Here is a 15599-nt window from a genome sequence, read left to right as displayed (position 1 = left end):
TCAGCGGCGGGGGCGATGGGAATCCAGCCAGGCCCGGGCCGCGTCCCCCAGAAGGTCCCGGTGCATGCGGTCGGGGTCCCCGAAAAAGGCCCGGCCCAGGTCCCCGTCCACGGTGTGGGCGGCGAGAAGGGTCAGGGCCTCCCCGGGCCCCGCCTTCTCCTCCGCGTAGACGATGCGGTCCCCCTCCCGGGTCTCGCCCAGGAGCCGGGCGAAGTACTGCCAGGTGATCTCGCCCTCCCGCGCCATGTGGGAGCCCAGGATGACCACCCGCAGCCCTGGCGGCGGCTGGGGGCCCCAGGCCCGCACCGCCGCGTCCAGCCCCTCCAGCTCGAGCACGGCGGCCTCCCCCATGGCCTCCTCCAGGGGCCGCCGCAGGGAGGCGCTGAACGCGTCCACCTCCTGGCGGCTGAAGGCGCCCCGCGCCAGGATCCGGTCCAGGAAGCCCAGGGACGCGTCCAGCATCGGCTCCCTGGGCAGCTCCGCGAGGCGCCCCCGCAGCTTCCGGAGCGGGGCCGCGCGCGCCGGGTCGAGGGGCGCCCCCGCCAGGGGCAGGGCCGCGAGCCTCACCGCGAGGGGCACGTGGGAGACCGCCTTCAGGTGGTGGTACCGGGGCGGCCGGATCACGGCCTCCGCGGCCACCTGCCGGTCCCGGTAGAGCAGGAGGCGGTCCCCCCACACCACGGCCACCGGCCCCTGCCGGGCCAGGGCCGCCTCCCGGGCGGAGGCGTACGTCTCGTGGAAGAGCCCGTTGAGCTCCTCCAGGAGCTCCCGGTGGGGGTCGCCGCCCCCCGCCAGGGGCAGGGCGAGGGGAAAGAGGAAAAGCCATCTCAGGTCCATGGTCCGCGCTCCAGACCCGCGATTCTGGCCCCCTTCCCCGGGCCCGGGAAGCCATGGCCGACCGCGCGGACCGGCGTCAGCGGCCCGTTCCGGCTATACTGGCGGCCTCAGGCCGCCTTAGCTCAGGGGTAGAGCGCCCGCCTTGTAAGCGGAAGGTCGTCGGTTCAATCCCGACAGGCGGCTCCAGTTCGCGCCGACCCACCAGCTGACCACCCCGGATCGCACAGCGCACCGCGCTGTGCTCCTGCTCGGTCTGCGCCCTCCGGGCTTGCCTCGCAGACGGGTCCCGTCGGTCGTCGGTTCAATCCCGACAGGCGGCTCCAGTCGATCAGGCGAGTGGTGCCGAAGGGCGGCCGGGGGGCTCCAGGGGGGGGCGGTCCTGGGCCTCGTGGAAGGCGTTGAAGTCGTCCAGGAGGCCCATCAGGTCCTCGGCCTCGGCTTCGTCCAGGGTGTGGACCGCGCTGCCCATGTTCACCAGGACGAACTGGCCCACCTGGGCGTCGGGGACCAGGGCCAGGCTCACGTCCCTCACCGTCCCGGCGAAGTCCACCCGGGCCATGGGCAGGAGGCCCGCCTCGATCTCCAGGATCCTGCCGGGGACGCCCACGCACATGGCCTACTCCACATCCAGGGACACGACGCGCAGCTCGCGCCCCGCCAGGATTTCCAGGGGCCCGCTCCCGCAGGCGGGACAGGGGTCGTAGAAGGCCTCCAGGGGGGTCTCCCCGCCGCAGGCGGCGCAGCGTCCGCGGCCCGGGGTCTCGTCGATGTCCAGGACGGCCCCCTCGGCCAGGGTGCCCCGGGTGCCCACGTCGAAGGCGAAGCGCATGGCCTCGGCCTCCACGCCCGCGAGGCGCCCGATCTCCAGGACCACCCGGGAGACCGAGGCGAAGCCCTCGGCCCGCGCCTGGTCCTCGATGATCTCGAGGAGGGAGGCCATGAGGCTCATCTCATGCATCGGGCGGGTCCAGGAGCGGGGAGGGCGAAGGGGGACATGGGGGGTCAGAGGCCTGCGGCCTGCTCCAGCGTAGCCGGAAGGGCGGCGGCGAGGTCCGCGAAGATCTCTCCGGCGAACTCGGCGTACCGGGCCTCCAGGGACGGGCTGAGGGCGGTGTCGAAGGTGAGGGTGTCCTCCACCTCCACGGCGTAGACCAGGATCTCCGCGTCGTCCGGGAGGCGCATGCCCATGCGCCGGCCCAGCTCCAGGGCCGTGGCGAAGTTGGCGTCGTGGACGCTGCTCAGGTTCAGGGTCTCCCGGAGGGAGGCGGCGGTGAAGTGGTGCCAGTCCCCGGGGACCCCGTCCCGGGTGTCGATGCTGTCCAGCACAACGAGGCGGTCGAAGCCGTCGATGAGCTCCACGAGGGTCAGGCCCCCTAGGGAGCATTCGGGCTCGATGTGGAGGCCCGGCAGGATCCCGGCCGGCCCCCGGCGGATGCCCTCGGGGAGGTCCAGCCGGGCCATGAGGTCCGTGGCGAGCCGGATGCCCACGCCGTCGTCCCGCAGGTAGGGGTTTCCCATCCCGACGATCAGGGTCCGCTCGATCATCCCAGGTTCTTCCGCAGGGTCTTCACCACCCGGCCGCCCTGGTGGACCACGGCCTCCAGGGGCATCTGGCCGGGGAGGGTGTGGGTGGCGCAGCTGTAGCAGGGGTCGAAGGCCCGGAAGGCCATCTCCACCATGTTCAGCACCGGCTCCGTGACCTCCTGGCCGGGCCGGATGAGGGCCTGGGCCACCTTCTTGGTGACCATCTGGATGGGCGCGTTGTTGTTCGTGGTGCCGACGATGAGGTTGGCCGAGGTGCAGATGCCCTTCTCGTCGCAGGTGTAGTGGTGGGTCAGGGTGCCGCGCATGGCCTCCACGATCCCGACCCCCTCGCCGGTGATGCGCTGGGGCACCACGCGGTAGCCGGGCCCGGTGATCTCCGGATCCTCCACGAAGCCCTTGAGGGTCTCGGCGTTCTGGACCATCTCCACCAGGCGCGCCCAGTGCTGCGCCAGGAGGGCTCGGCAGGGCTTCGCGCCCAGGACCTGGAACATCTCCTCGAAGGCCTCCTGGGCCCGGGGCGTCGCCATGCGGTCGGCAACGTTCAGGCGGGCCAGGGGCGTCGCGCAGTAGAGGCTGGTGTCGATGCCCTCGACGAAGCCCTTCCAGCCCCGCTGCTTGAGGTAGGGGAACTTGAGGTAGGTCCACGGCTCCACGTGCTCCGCCACGTGGTGGTGGTATTCCTCGGGGGCGTACTTGCAGATCTCGTTCCCCTCGTAGTCCACCACCCGGACCTTGCCGTCGTAGAAATTGGGCGCGTTGTTCTCGTCCACCAGGCCCATGTTGTGGACGTCGAGGGTGTAGGGCCCGTTCAGGATCAGGTCCACGTAGGCCGGGTTGGCCAGGACGACGTCCTTGAAGAGCTTGAGGCTGAAGAGGGTGAAGTCGTAGAGCTGGTCGGCCATGGGCCGGATCCGCTCGAGCTCCTCCTTCGTGAGGCCCTTGGAGACGCCGCCGGGGATGCACCAGACGACGTGGGTGCTCCGGCCGCCCAGGATCGTCTGGATGTCCTGGGCCATGGCCCGGGCCTTGATGACCTGGCCGCCGATCTCGAGGCCGACCTTCTGGACCACGCCGAGGATGTTGCGGGTGGCCGGGTCGCAGTCGGGGCCGCAGACGAAGTCCGGCGCAGCGAGGGCGTAGAAGTGGGCGATGTGGCTGTGGATGTAGTGGGCCTGGTAGTACATCTCCCGCAGCTTGCGCGCCAGGGGGGGCAGCTCCCCGCCGAAGCAGCCGTCCACCGCCTTGGCCGAGGCCATGTGGTGGCTCGCGGGGCAGACGCCGCAGATGCGGGTCACGATGCGGGGCAGCTCCTCGATGGGACGGCCAACGACGAAGCGCTCGAAGCCCCGGAGCTCGGGGATCTGGAAGTAGCAGTCGCTGACGCCGCCGTCGTCGTCCAGGAAGATCTCGATCTTGCCGTGGCCCTCCAGGCGGGTGATGGGGTCGATCCTGATGCTGCGCATGGTCAGATCCTCCTCTGGAGCATGGAGGCCGGAAGGCCGAAGCGGTACGCGTAGCCCATGATGTCGGGCACGTCCTCCAGGATGCGGTCGATCTCGGCCGGGTCCTTGGAGTCGATGATGGACGCGACGGCGCTGACGATCTTAGCGCCCTGGTCCTTCACGTTGGGGGCCGGGCCGTAGCAGCCCCGGCAGGGCATGTTGGAGTTCGGGCAGCGCACGCCGCAGCCCGAGCGGGTGGCGCTGCCGGCGCAGACGATGCCCTGTTCCAGCAGGCAGGTCTCGGGATCCTGGATGATCTGCCAGGGGCGGTAGAACTTCTTGATCTTCCGCTCGTGCCGGGTGCGCCGGCAGTCGTCGCAGACGGTGCGGTGGCCCGCGCCCACGACCGAGCCCCGGGCGGGGAGCTGGCCCGTGGCCACGGCCAGGAGGACGCCCTTGATCTGGGCGGGGAGGGGCGGACAGCCGGGGACGTAGTAGTCGATGGGGACGATGTCGTCCAGCTTGTAGACCCGCTTGTAGGCGGTGGGGATCTCCAGGGCCCCGGCCTCCACGTGGCTCTCGGGCAGGGGAACGGTTCGGTTGCCCGGCTCGATGGAGGGGTTGTTCAGGTAGGCCCGGTCGAAGATCTCCTCCTTCGTGACCTGGTTGGCCAGGCCCGGGATGCCCCCGATGTGGGCGCAGCTGCCGAAGGCGACCATGACCCTGGCCTTCCGGCGCAGGAGCTTGGCGACGTGCTCGTTCTCGGAGTTGCGCACGGCGCCGTTGAACAGGACCAGGTCCAGCTCCCCGTCCTCCATGGCCTCGATGTCCTTGTATTTCCCGTCGGTGGCGATGGGCCACATGCGGATGTCGGCGATCGCCGCCACGTCCAGGATGAACTCGTTGGTGTCCAGCACCGCGACGTCGCACCCGCCGCAGGCGGCGCCCCAGTAGAGGGCGATCTGGAGCTTCTTCTTCCCGGTGGTTTCCATCGTCTACCTCTCGGCCATGTCGAAGGCAAGGGCGGTCCGGACCTTGCATGGACCCAGCGCCTTGATCTGCTCGGTCATGCGGTCCACCACTTCGGCGAAGCGCCGGCCTTCGCTGGCGCTCACCCATTCCAGCTGCACGCGCTCGTTCTCGATCCCGTAGGCGTCCAGGAGGCGCTTCAACAGGGGATAGCGGCGCATGGCCTTGTAGTTCCCCTCCACGTAGTGGCAGTCGCCCGGGTGGCAACCGCAGATCAGGACGCCGTCGGCGCCCTCCAGGAGGGCCTTGAGGATGAAGGTCGGGTCGATGCGGGCGCTGCACATGGTCCGGATCACCCGCAGGTTGGTGGCGTACTTGATGCGGCTGGTGCCGGCCAGGTCCGCCCCGGTGTACGAGCACCAGTTGCAGAGGAAGCCGACGATCTTGGGCTCGAAGCCGTTGGACATCAGAGCACCCCCTCGATCTGGGCGAAGATCTGTTCATCCGTGAAGTGCCGGCCTTTGATGGCGGCCGACGGGCATGCCGTCACGCAGGCGCCGCAGGCCTTGCACATGGCGCTGATGACGTTGGAGCGGCGGGTCTCGGAGTTGAAGTCGATGGCCCCGTACGGGCAGAGGTCGTTGCAGACCCGGCAGCCGGAGCAGTCGTCCTGGTTGACCTCGGCGAAGACGGCGTCCACCTCGATGCGCCCCTTGGCGATCTTCGCCATGATGCGGGCCGTGGCGGCCCTGGCCTGGGCGACGCTCTCGTTGATGTCCTTGGGGGACTGGCAGCAGCCGGCGATGTAGACGCCGTCCGTGGTGGTGGCCACGGGGTCCAGCTTGGGGTGGCTCTCGATGAACCAGCCGTCCTTGTCCCGGCTGATGTTCACGAGGCGCGCCACCTCGGCGCTGTCGTCCCGGGCCTCCATGCCCACCATGAGGACGACGAGGTCGGTGGGGATGTCCACCTCCTCGCCGCTCAGCTTGTCGTCGACCCGCAGGAACATCTCGCAGTCGTCCTTGGGTCCGCCCGGGAGGATCTGGGGGGCCGTGTTCTTCTGGAACATCATGAAGATGGTCCGGATCTCGGAGGCCTGCTTGTAGAAGTCCTCGCAGCCCTTCCCGAAGGCGTGCATGTCGATGTAGAGGTCGTAGACGAAGGCGTCGGGCAGGGCCGACTTGATCTCCTGGCCGTACTTCAGGGCCGTCATGCAGCAGACGCGGGAGCAGTAGGGGTGGAACTCCTCGGAGCGGCTGCCCACGCAGTGGATGACCGTCACGTAGCGGGGAGGGCGGCCCTTGTCGGTGAGGATCCGTCCCTTGCGGAGCATGGCCTCGAACTCGAAGCTCGTGATGACGTTGGGGTTCGTCCCGTGCCCGAAGGCCTTCACCCGGGAGGCGTCGAAGGGCTTGTAGCCCGTGGCCACCACGACGCTCCCGATCTCCACCGGAACCGTTCCGCCGGCCGAGGCCACCTTGGCCTTGAAGTTGCCCACGTAGCCGTCGAGGCTCTCCACCTTGGCGTCGAGGAAGACCGTGATGTTGGGGTTGCGGGTCGCGCGGAGGATGCGCTCGCGGATGAGGTCCCGGGCGGAGTCCAGGTAGGGGGCCGTGAGGTCCACATTGGCCAGGTTCCCGCCCAGGCGCCCGGACTGTTCGACCAGGTAGACCTGGTTGCCGCTCTCGGCCAGCTCCAGGGCCGCGGTGAGGCCGGTGATGCCGCCGCCGATGACGAGGGTGGCGGGGCACATGTCCACGAAGCGCTTCTCGAGGGCCTCGTGGAAGACCACGCGCCTGACGGCGCCGCGGGTCAGGTCGGTGGCCTTGTCCGTGGCTGCGCGGGGATCCGTGTGGACCCAGGAGCACTGCTCCCGGATATTGGCCATTTCCAGGAAGTAGGGGTTCAGCCCCGCCTTCGCCAGGGCCCCGCGGAAGGTGGACTCGTGCATGCGGGGGCTGCAGGCGGAGACGACGACCCGGTCCAGGCCCTGCTCCTGGATGTCCTTGATGATCATCTCCTGGCCCGGGTTGGAGCACATGTACTTGTAGCTCCGGGCGCAGACGACCCCGGGCTGTTCGGAGGCCTGCTGGGCCACCTCGTCGCAGTCCACCACTTTCTTGATGTTGGTGCCGCAGTTGCAGACGTAGACGCCGATCTTGGGGGTGTCCATGGGTGCCTCCTCACGCGGTCCGGGTTCCGGCCACGGGGCCGGTCTCGCGCGCCTCCAGCACGTCGATCTGGAGGGCCGCGAAGTACATCGCCAGGGGCCGGTAGCACATGTGGGCCCACTTGCTGAAGGGCACTTCCAGCACCAGCATCGGCACCACGCCCATGAGGTGGGCGAGGTAGGTGATGTTGGCGGCGTAGGGATGCCCCAGGCGGTGCAGCGCGTGCTGCAGGACGCCGGTCACGGCCACGTAGAGGAGCATCCCGAGGAAGATCCAGTCGGTCTCGTGGCTGTGCTTGTAGTGGGTCTGGCTCTTGCGGACGCGCCCCACGAGGGCCATGGCCACGGTGGTGATGAGGCCGATCGAGGCGGCGTAGCCCAGGATGTGGACGGCCCAGTTGATGGCGGGCCCGGCCTGGACGGCGGGGAGGAAGAACATGATCAGCACCAGCATCGTCACGTAGCTGAGCATCAGGACGATGTGGAGGCGCCAGGGGGCCTTCTTGTCGCACTCGCTGTAGCGTTTCTGGGTGAAGAAGTGCAGGAGCAGCTGGCCCAGCCGCTTCACGTACTGCGCCGGGGTGGCCCGGGTCTTCGGGTCCCTGCCCATGGTCATCCACCACATCCGGACGCAGTTGACGAGGAGGAAGGTGCCCAGGATGGAGGCCATGGTCCAGTCGAAGGCGTGGATGGCGCTGGAGGGAAGGAAGGCGTTGGGGCCGTCGTAGACCCGGATGTCGCCCACGCTGGTCCCGTACTTCCAGAACCCGAAGCCCGTGAGGGCGGCCAGGACCAGGATGCCGGCCAGCTCCGCCCACCAGGAGCGGTAGAGGAGGTTGGAGATGCCCGTGAAGTCGTACTGCGCGGTGAGCCAGCGCCGCATGCTCATCATGGTCTCGCCGGGCTCGGCCTCCCGGGGGCACTGCTCGCTGCACTCGCCGCAGTAGTAGCAGAGCCAGGGCTCCAGGTTGGACTTGAGCTTTTCCCTCAACCCCATCTGCAGGTAGCGCATGGACTTGCGGGGGAAGATGAAGGGTTCCTTCGAGAAGGGGCACACCGCGGTGCAGTTGCCGCAGTGGTAGCACTTGAGGACGTCCTGGGCCCCGTAGGTCTCCAGTTCGGCCACGAGTCTGGGATCCGCCTGAACAGCCATGTGAGCCTCCCTACGCTCGGGGTTCCGCCAGCTGGCGGGCCAGGTTCTCGATGCTGGCCAGGGAGAGGTCGCCCTGGCTTCCGCTGCCCTGCTCGCGCAGGACCGTCTTGAGGACCGCGGCGGCCACGCTGGAGGCCTGGGCCACGGTGTCGGGGATGTCCTTGGGCCCCTGGCAGGCGCCTGCCACGAAGATCCCCCCGCGGTGGGTCCCGGTGGGGTCCATGTTGTAGTCGGACTCGCTGTACCAGCCGCCCTCGTCCCGGGAAAGGCCCAGGATGCGGCCCAGGCCGTCGCTGCCGGCGTCGGGCTCGAGGCCCACCGCCAGGAGCACCATGTCGACGGGCATCTCCAGCACCTTGTCGTCCACGATGTCCTCGCCCCTCAGGACGAGCTGCCCGCCCACCTCCTTCACCTTGGCGCTGCGGCCGCGCACGACGTGGATGCCCTCCTCCTTGATGCGCTCGAAGAACTCCTCGTAGCCCTTCCCGAAGGCCCGCATGTCGATGTAGAACTCGTAGCACTTCGCGTCGTGGAGCTTCTCCTTGACCAGGTGCGCGAACTTCAGGGAATACATGCAGCACACGCGGGAGCAGTAGGGGTTGTAGTTGCGGTCCCGGCTTCCGACGCAGTGGATGATGGCCACCGACTTCGGGCGCGGGCCGTCGGGCTCGAAGCCCCACGTCTCCTGCCGGGTGCGCTTGTCGAGCTTCTTCGTCTTCATGACGATGTTGCCGCCGGTGGGGCCCGAGGCGTTGGTGAGGCGCTCGAATTCCAGGGCGGTGAGGACGTTGGGGTAGGTTCCGTACCCGTACCGGTCCATGCGCCGGGCATCGAAGACGTCGTAGCCGGTGGCCACCACGATGTTGCCCACGGTGACCTCCACCACCTCGTCCTTGGCGTCGAAGTGGATGGCCTCCTTGCTGCACTTCTTCACGCAGGCGCCGCACTTGGTGCCCCCGGACTGGAGCCAGGTGCAGTGCTCCTTGTCCACCACGAAGGCGTTGGGGATGGCCTGGGGGAACGGGATGTAGATGGCCTTCCGCGTGGCGATGCCCGAATCGAACTCGCTGCTCACCGTGACGGGGCAGATGGCTGAGCAGTCGTTGCAGGCGACGCAGGCGTCCAGGTCCACGTAGCGGGCCTTCCGGCGGATCTTCACCTGGTAGCTGCCCGGCCCGCCGGAGACGGCCTCCACCTCGGACCAGGTCATCAGCTCGATGTTCTCGTGCTGGTCCACCGCCACCATCTTGGGCGTGAGGATGCAGGCCGCGCAGTCCAGGGTGGGGAAGGTCTTGTCGAACATGGCCATGTGCCCGCCAATGGTGGGCGTGCGCTCGACCAGGTAGACCTTCTTGCCCGCGTCCGCGATCTCCAGGGCGGTCTGGATCCCCGCGATGCCGCCCCCGATGACGAGGGTGTCGGGGTGCATGGGCAGGCGCTCCGGGACGGCCGCCAACCCGAAGGGCACATCCAGCACGGCGCAGGCGATCACCGCCTTGGCCCGTTCCACCGCATCCCCGAACCCCGCGCCGTGCTCCCGGAAGGAGGCCAGGCGGATGGCCTCCGGGTCGAGGCCGGCCAGGGCCATGGCCCGGGTGAAGGCCGTCTTGAAATAGCCGGGGGAGTGGGCCGCGATCACCACCGTGGTGAGCTGGCGGGCCGCGAGTTCCCGGGCCAGGGCGGCCGGGTCCAGGGACGCTCCGGCAGGCAGGATCTTCACCTCCGCAACCTGGGGCAGCGAGGCCGCGTAGGCGGCCAGGGCCTTGGGGTCGGGCGCCGCGGATCCGTGCCTGCGGGTGCAGAAATACACGCCGATGCGAGGGTGGCTCATGGGGGCCTCTTGGGGTGGGAAAGAATAGCTGACGGTAGGGTCTTGTTATTCCCCGCTCAAGGGGAAAATCACCGGAACCCCATATTCGGGCGTTGCCCCCCATCCGCCCTATTCATATCGATATAAGTCCCACCAAATATGGGATTCCGATGGGAACCCGGGCCTCCGCGCCTTTTCGGACCCCAAGAATCCTTAAATGTTTTAATTAAATATTTACCAATCTACTCGGGTATCCCCGGCCTGAACCCCGGGGCCACCGGAAAAAGGCCACCCCCCGCGCCGGAGCGGACCATCTATCAAGCATTTCAAATCGATATAAGTTTCCCGAGAAATGCCCCGCCGGCCTGGGGACGGGGGGCCCTCAGCCGAGGGCCTTGACCACCTGGCCGCCCCCCAGATTGCGCATCTGGTTGAGGATCCATTCCTGGCGGGCGCGCACGTAGGCGCTGGGAGCGTCCGCCCGGTACTTGCGCGGGTTGGGCAGGACCGCGGCCAGGAGGGCGGCTTCCGAAGGCCCGAGGGCCCGGGCGGGCTTGCCGAAGAAGCGCCGGGAGGCGGCCTCCACCCCGAAGACGCCGTCCCCGAACTCCACGCTGTTGAGGTAGACCTCCAGGATGCGCCGCTTGGACCAGCCCAGCTCCAGCATGAGGGTCAGGTAGGCCTCGAAGCCCTTGCGCACCCAGGAGCGGCGCTCCCAGAGGAAGAGGTTCTTGGCGGTCTGCTGGGACAGGGTGGAGGCGCCCCGCTTCCGGCGGCTGTGCTCGTTGTGTTCCAGGGCCTTCTCGATGGCCTGCCAGTCGAAGCCGAAGTGGTCCGGGAAGTTCTGGTCCTCGGCGGCGATGACGGCCGCGCCCATGCTGGGGGCGATGCGCTCCAGGGGCACCCAGGCGTGCCGGACCTCGTAGGGGCGCCCCTCCACGAGGGCGCCGATCCGGCGCTCGATCATGAGCGCGGAGGTGGGCACGGGCACGAACCGGAAGAGCAGGACGACGGCGGCGGTCCCCCCCAGGACGGCCAGGCTCACCCAGGCCGCCCCCAGCAGGATCCGCTTCCACCAGGGCCGTTTCGTCATCCTCCCATTATGCCGGGTCCGGCCCTGGCTTCCTTGCTTGAGCCTTGGCTTGGCGTTTCGCCTCGTACATGGCCCGGTCCGCCTCGACAACCAAGCGTTCGGCCCAATCCGCCAGGGTGGGGATGGCCGTGGCCGTGCCCAGGCTCACGGTCACGTGGGCGGCCACCTCGGAACCGGGGTGGGGGATTCCCAGCCGGGCCACCGCCTCCCCCAGGGCCAGGGCCACCTGCCGGGCGCCCGCCGCGTCGGTCTCGGGCAGGATGCAGATGAACTCCTCCCCGCCGAACCGGGCCACCAGGTCCGCCGGCCGGCGCAGGGTCTCCCGCAGGACCTGGGCGATCTCCCGGAGACAACCGTCCCCCCGCACGTGCCCATAGGCGTCGTTGTAGGCCTTGAAGCAGTCCACGTCCGCCATGACGAGGGAGAGGGGCTTGCCTTCCCGGCGACTGCGCTGCCATTCGTGGCCCAGCGTCTGGTCGAAGGCCCGGCGGTTGGCGATGCCGGTGAGGGGGTCCAGGACCGCCAGTTCCTGGAGCCGGTCCTGGGCGGCCTTCAGGTCCACGTGGTTGCGCACCCGGGCCAGGACGGTGGCGGGGATGATCGGCTTCTGGATGAAGTCGATGGCGCCGGCCTCCAGGGCGCGCACCTCCTCCGCCTCGCCCTGGAGGGCGGTCAGGACCAGGACGGGGATCTCCCGGGTGGCCGGTTCCTCCTTGAGGGCCGCGCACACCTGGAACCCGTCCATGCCGGGCATCAGGACGTCCAGCAGGATGACCGCCGGCTGGTGGTCGCGGGCGGCGGCCAGGGCCTCCTCCCCGCCCGCCGCCAGGAGCACGCGGTAGTCCCGCCCGAGCACGGTGCGGAGCAGGCGCCGCACCATGGGGCTGTCGTCCACCACCAGCACGATGGGCCGGGGATCGGCCCCGGGGCCCTCGGGCTCCGGCTCCGGCTCCCCCAGTCCGGCCGGGGGCAGGACCTCCTGGGCGCGGCCCCCGGGGATCTCGTGGCGCAGCGCCACGTCCAGGGGCCGCGCGATCCGCTCCCGGTACAGGTCCAGGGCCAGTTCCCAGAGGTGGGGGAGGGTGGTGCCCTCGGGACCGCGCCGGGCGATGGTGGACAGGAGTTCATGGAGGAAGCCCATTTCCAGGGCCTCCCGCAATTCCAGGGCGCTGGCGTCCCGGAAGACCCAGAGGTGCCGTCCGTTTTCGTCCAGGGGCACGGGCGTGCCCGCCGGGCGCCAGCCCTTGGGCGAGGCCTGGGTCCGCACGAGGGCCGGGAGCAGGTCGGGGGCCCCGTCGCCCAGGGTGACGCCCAGGGCGCTGGGCAGGCCCGGGTCGTAGTCGGACACGCGCAGGTCCAGGTCCATCACGAGGGCGTGGGCATCCAGGGCCGCCAGGAGGGCCTGGACCAGGGGGGCGTCCAGCCCCATGCCGGGCGTGGCCGCCCGGGGGGTCTCCGCAGGTTCTGCCCTGGACGCCCCCTCCACTGCCATCCCCTCCATGCGCGCCACAATCAATGAATCAAACATATGTGAGAGGTCCGGGGGAGTCAATGATTGATTTATTAAATCGGCGCCCTTCCCCCGCCTTGCTAAAGTGGGAAGGCCCCGCGCCCCGCCCCCGGAGTTCCCATCCCGCCCACGTCCCCGACCCCCGGCAAACCAGCCCCTTCTTCCCTCCGTTCGGCGGGCGTGGTGGGGGTGATGACCCTCCTGTCCCGGGTGTCGGGCATGCTCCAGAGCCGGGTGGTGGCCCACTACCTGGGGGCCGGCCCCGCGGCCGACGCCTTCTTCGTGGCGTACCGCATCCCGAACCTCCTGCGCCGCTTCACGGCGGAGGGCACCATGACCTCGGCCTTCCTGCCGACCCTCAACGAGGTGGAGACGGGGGAGGGGGACGCGGCCGCTCGCCAGCTAACCGCCCGCTTCCTGGGGACCCTGGGCCTGGGGCTCGCCCTCCTGTCCCTGATCGCCATCCCGGCCATGGGCGTCCTCACGGGCCTCCAGATGCTGGGACGCCTGGCGCCGGCCGGCGCCGGCCTGGGCGAACAGCTGCGGGCCCTGGGCTGGATCCTGGCCCACCCCCGCCTCGCGCCGCCGGCCTGGACCCTCACGACGGTCCTGGCCCAGATCATGTTCCCCTACCTGACCCTGGTGAGCCTGACCGCCGGGCTTGCCGCGGTGCTTAACCTGCGGGGGCGCTTCGCCCTGCCCGCCTCGGTGTCCACCTTCTGGAACCTGACCTTCATCCTGGTCACCTGGGCCGGCCTCGAGGCGGGGCCGCGCGGCTGGCGGGTGCCCGAAGCGGCGGCCCTGGTGATGGCGGGGGCGGCCCTGGCGGGCGGGCTCGTCCAGCTGGCGGTCCTGTGGCCGGGTTTCCGGGCCCTGGGCTACGGCGTCCGCCCCGGCCTCCACCTCAAGGACCCGGGTGTGCGCCGCGCCCTGCGGCGCATGGCCCCCGGCCTCCTGGGCACGGGCATCGCCCCCATCAACGCCCTGATCTCGACGGCCCTGGCCTCCCAGCTGGCGGTGGGGGCCCAGACCGTCCTCTTCAACGCCAACATGATGGGCGAGATGGTGCTGGGCGTCTTCGCGGCGAGCATCGCCACCGTGAGCCTGCCCGTGATGAGCCGCCTCGTGGAGGCCGGGGACCTGCAGGGCCTCCGCCGCGCCCTCGCCGAGGCCCTGCGGGGCACGGCCGTCCTGGCCATCCCAGGCTCGGTGGGCATGGCCGTCCTGGCCCAGCCCATCATCGCCCTCATCTTCCAGACGGGCCGCTTCAACGCCCAGGCCGTAGCCTGGACGGCCGCCACCCTGGGCTTCCAGGCGGTGGGCCTCCTCTTCATCGCCACCGGGCGCATCACCGCCCAGTGCCTCTACGCCCTCAAGGACTACCGCCGGCCGGCCTACGCGGCCCTCCTGAGCATGGTGGTGAACATCGCCCTCTCCCTGGCCCTGATGGGCCCCCTGGGCACCGGCGGCATGGCCCTCGCCAACGGCCTGGCCAGCATCGCCGGGCTGGTCTACATGACGGCGGGCCTGCGGCCGCGCCTCCCCGCCCTCCCCTGGCGCGAGGTGGGTGGCGGCTGGGTCTCCATGGGCGCCGCCTCCGCGGTCATGGGGCTCCTGGCCTGGGTCGGCGCGGGCCAGCTCGGGCTGTCCGGCCCCTACCGCGGCCTGGCGGGCACCAGCCTGCGCCTCTTCCCCCTCATCGCCGCCTGCGCCCTCGTCTACGGCGCCCTGCTCCTCCTGTTCCGGGTCCCGGAGGGCACGGCCCTGCTCAGCCGGATCCGCCGGCGCCTCGGACGGTGAGCCCGGGATCAACCTGCCCGGTCGTTCCCGTCCCGCGCCCCTGTCATACTCAAGTATTCCCTGGAGAACCCATGTCCGTCCCGATGCTCGACCTCGCCCCCCAGAACGCCGCCGTGAAAGACCAGATCCTCCAGGGTCTTTCCGGCATCATCGACCGTTCCAGCTTCGTGCTCGGCGAGAACGTCAAGGGTCTGGAAGCCGACCTGGCCCAGTACGCCGGCGCCCGGTACGCGGTGGGCATGTCCAGCGGCACCGACGCCCTCCTGGTGGCCCTCATGGCCCTGGGCGTCAAGCACGGCGACGAGGTCATCCTCCCCACGTTCACCTTCTTCGCCACGGCCGGCGTGGTGGCGCGCCTGGGCGCGACCCCCGTCTTCGTGGACCTGGATCCCCGGACCTTCAACATGACGGGCGCCCTCGTCGAGGCGGCGATCACCCCCCGCACCAAGGCCATCATCCCGGTCCACCTCTTCGGGCAGCTGGCCGAGATGCCCGCCATCATGGCCGTGGCCGACAAGCACGGCATCCCCGTCCTCGAAGACGCCTGCCAGTCCCTCGGCGCCAAGGGCTGGGGCCGCTCCGCCGGCGAATTCGGCCAGATGACGGCCTGCAGCTTCTACCCCACCAAGAACCTGGGCGCCTTCGGCGACGCCGGCCTCACCCTGATCCGCGACGACGAGGCCCTGGCGGCCCGGGTCCGCCGCATGCGCGTGCACGGCATGGAGCCCGTCTACGTCCACCACGAGATCGGCATGAACGGCCGCATCGACGAGTTCCAGGCCCTGGTCCTCCGGGCCAAGCTGCCGATGCTGGAAGGCTGGCACGAGGGCCGCCGCCGCCACGCCCAGTGGTACATCGAGCGCCTCAAGGCCATCACCCCCGACGAGCTGGCCTTCCCCCTCGAGGTCGTCCCCGACGGGCGCCACATCTACAACCAGTTCACCGTCCGCGTGAAGGGCGGCCGCCGCGAGGCCCTGATGGCCCACCTGAAGTCCCTGGGCATCGGCTGCGCCGTCTACTACCCCATCTGCCTCCACGAGCAGCCCTGCTTCCAGTACCTGGGCATCAAGAAGGGCCAGCTGGCGGAATCCGAGAAGGCCAGCCAGGAAGTGCTGAGCCTCCCCGTCTTCCCCGAGATGACCCCCGCGATGCTCGAGGAGGTGGCCAAGGCCCTGCTCGGGTTCTTCGGCAAGTAGGGCGCGGCCCGGAACCTTCATCCCCGTTCCAGGAGGGCAGCCTCCGGGAACGGGGATGAGGTCGTACGGGGCCT

Annotated in this window: 14 protein-coding genes and 1 tRNA gene; 3 read left to right on the top strand and 12 right to left on the bottom strand. The window is 69.8% G+C overall.

Features of this window, described 5'->3' with window-relative positions; genetic code table 11:
* Positions 1-837, bottom strand: coding sequence for a hypothetical protein (locus tag R2J75_RS03210; protein WP_316411059.1), 837 nt, complete (start codon positions 835-837; stop codon positions 1-3).
* 111 nt (positions 838-948) lie between these two features.
* Between R2J75_RS03210 and R2J75_RS03205 the strand changes: the two genes are divergently transcribed.
* A tRNA-Thr gene (locus R2J75_RS03205) sits at positions 949-1023 on the top strand.
* A gap of 142 nt (positions 1024-1165) precedes the next feature.
* Here R2J75_RS03205 and R2J75_RS03200 read toward each other — a convergent pair.
* The 11 genes from R2J75_RS03200 to R2J75_RS03150 form a co-directional block, all read right to left on the bottom strand.
* The gene (locus R2J75_RS03200; protein ID WP_316411058.1) at positions 1166-1450 is read right to left on the bottom strand and encodes a HypC/HybG/HupF family hydrogenase formation chaperone; all 285 of its coding nucleotides are present in this window, start codon (positions 1448-1450) and stop codon (positions 1166-1168) included.
* A 3-nt stretch (positions 1451-1453) separates the two neighbouring features.
* Positions 1454-1795 carry a hydrogenase maturation nickel metallochaperone HypA gene (hypA, locus tag R2J75_RS03195; protein ID WP_243331262.1) on the bottom strand — a complete coding sequence of 114 codons (342 nt, stop codon included), beginning with the start codon at positions 1793-1795 and terminating at the stop codon, positions 1454-1456.
* Between the two features lie 44 nt (positions 1796-1839).
* Positions 1840-2382, bottom strand: coding sequence for a hydrogenase maturation protease (locus R2J75_RS03190; RefSeq protein WP_243345635.1), 543 nt, complete (start codon positions 2380-2382; stop codon positions 1840-1842).
* Entirely contained in the window at positions 2379-3845 is a 1467-nt protein-coding gene (locus R2J75_RS03185; protein WP_243331267.1) for a Ni/Fe hydrogenase subunit alpha, read from the bottom strand. Before R2J75_RS03185 ends, R2J75_RS03190 begins: the two co-directional genes overlap by 4 nt.
* Before the next feature lie 2 nt (positions 3846-3847).
* Positions 3848-4816: an NADH-quinone oxidoreductase subunit B family protein gene (locus tag R2J75_RS03180; RefSeq protein ID WP_243331270.1), complete on the bottom strand. Its 969-nt coding sequence runs from the start codon at positions 4814-4816 to the stop codon at positions 3848-3850.
* A gap of 3 nt (positions 4817-4819) precedes the next feature.
* On the bottom strand, positions 4820-5263 hold the full coding sequence (locus tag R2J75_RS03175; protein ID WP_394365910.1) for a hydrogenase iron-sulfur subunit: 444 nt from the start codon (positions 5261-5263) through the stop codon (positions 4820-4822).
* Positions 5260-6966: a CoB--CoM heterodisulfide reductase iron-sulfur subunit A family protein gene (locus tag R2J75_RS03170; protein ID WP_316411057.1), complete on the bottom strand. Its 1707-nt coding sequence runs from the start codon at positions 6964-6966 to the stop codon at positions 5260-5262. The genes R2J75_RS03175 and R2J75_RS03170 overlap by 4 nt, the downstream gene beginning before the upstream one ends.
* A 10-nt stretch (positions 6967-6976) precedes the next feature.
* A complete protein-coding gene (locus R2J75_RS03165) occupies positions 6977-8116 on the bottom strand; it encodes a 4Fe-4S dicluster domain-containing protein (RefSeq protein WP_243331276.1) in 1140 nt (379 codons plus the stop codon).
* 10 nt (positions 8117-8126) lie between these two features.
* The gene (locus R2J75_RS03160; RefSeq protein ID WP_243331278.1) at positions 8127-9947 is read right to left on the bottom strand and encodes a CoB--CoM heterodisulfide reductase iron-sulfur subunit A family protein; all 1821 of its coding nucleotides are present in this window, start codon (positions 9945-9947) and stop codon (positions 8127-8129) included.
* A 361-nt stretch (positions 9948-10308) separates the two neighbouring features.
* Positions 10309-11019 carry a monofunctional biosynthetic peptidoglycan transglycosylase gene (gene mtgA, locus R2J75_RS03155; protein WP_243331281.1) on the bottom strand — a complete coding sequence of 237 codons (711 nt, stop codon included), beginning with the start codon at positions 11017-11019 and terminating at the stop codon, positions 10309-10311.
* A gap of 7 nt (positions 11020-11026) precedes the next feature.
* On the bottom strand, positions 11027-12511 hold the full coding sequence (locus R2J75_RS03150; protein ID WP_279342683.1) for a GGDEF domain-containing protein: 1485 nt from the start codon (positions 12509-12511) through the stop codon (positions 11027-11029).
* Between the two features lie 210 nt (positions 12512-12721).
* Between R2J75_RS03150 and murJ the strand changes: the two genes are divergently transcribed.
* Both murJ and R2J75_RS03140 read left to right on the top strand, forming a co-directional pair.
* Positions 12722-14329, top strand: coding sequence for a murein biosynthesis integral membrane protein MurJ (murJ, locus tag R2J75_RS03145; protein WP_243331283.1), 1608 nt, complete (start codon positions 12722-12724; stop codon positions 14327-14329).
* Positions 14330-14400: 71 nt separating this feature from the next.
* The gene (locus R2J75_RS03140) at positions 14401-15525 is read left to right on the top strand and encodes a DegT/DnrJ/EryC1/StrS family aminotransferase (protein WP_243331285.1); all 1125 of its coding nucleotides are present in this window, start codon (positions 14401-14403) and stop codon (positions 15523-15525) included.
* Positions 15526-15599 lie beyond the last annotated feature (74 nt).

Source organism: Mesoterricola sediminis (genome assembly GCF_030295425.1).
Classification (GTDB): domain Bacteria; phylum Acidobacteriota; class Holophagae; order Holophagales; family Holophagaceae; genus Mesoterricola; species Mesoterricola sediminis.
Note: the sequence above shows the minus strand (reverse complement) of the source record. Positions and strands in the feature narration are given on the sequence as shown.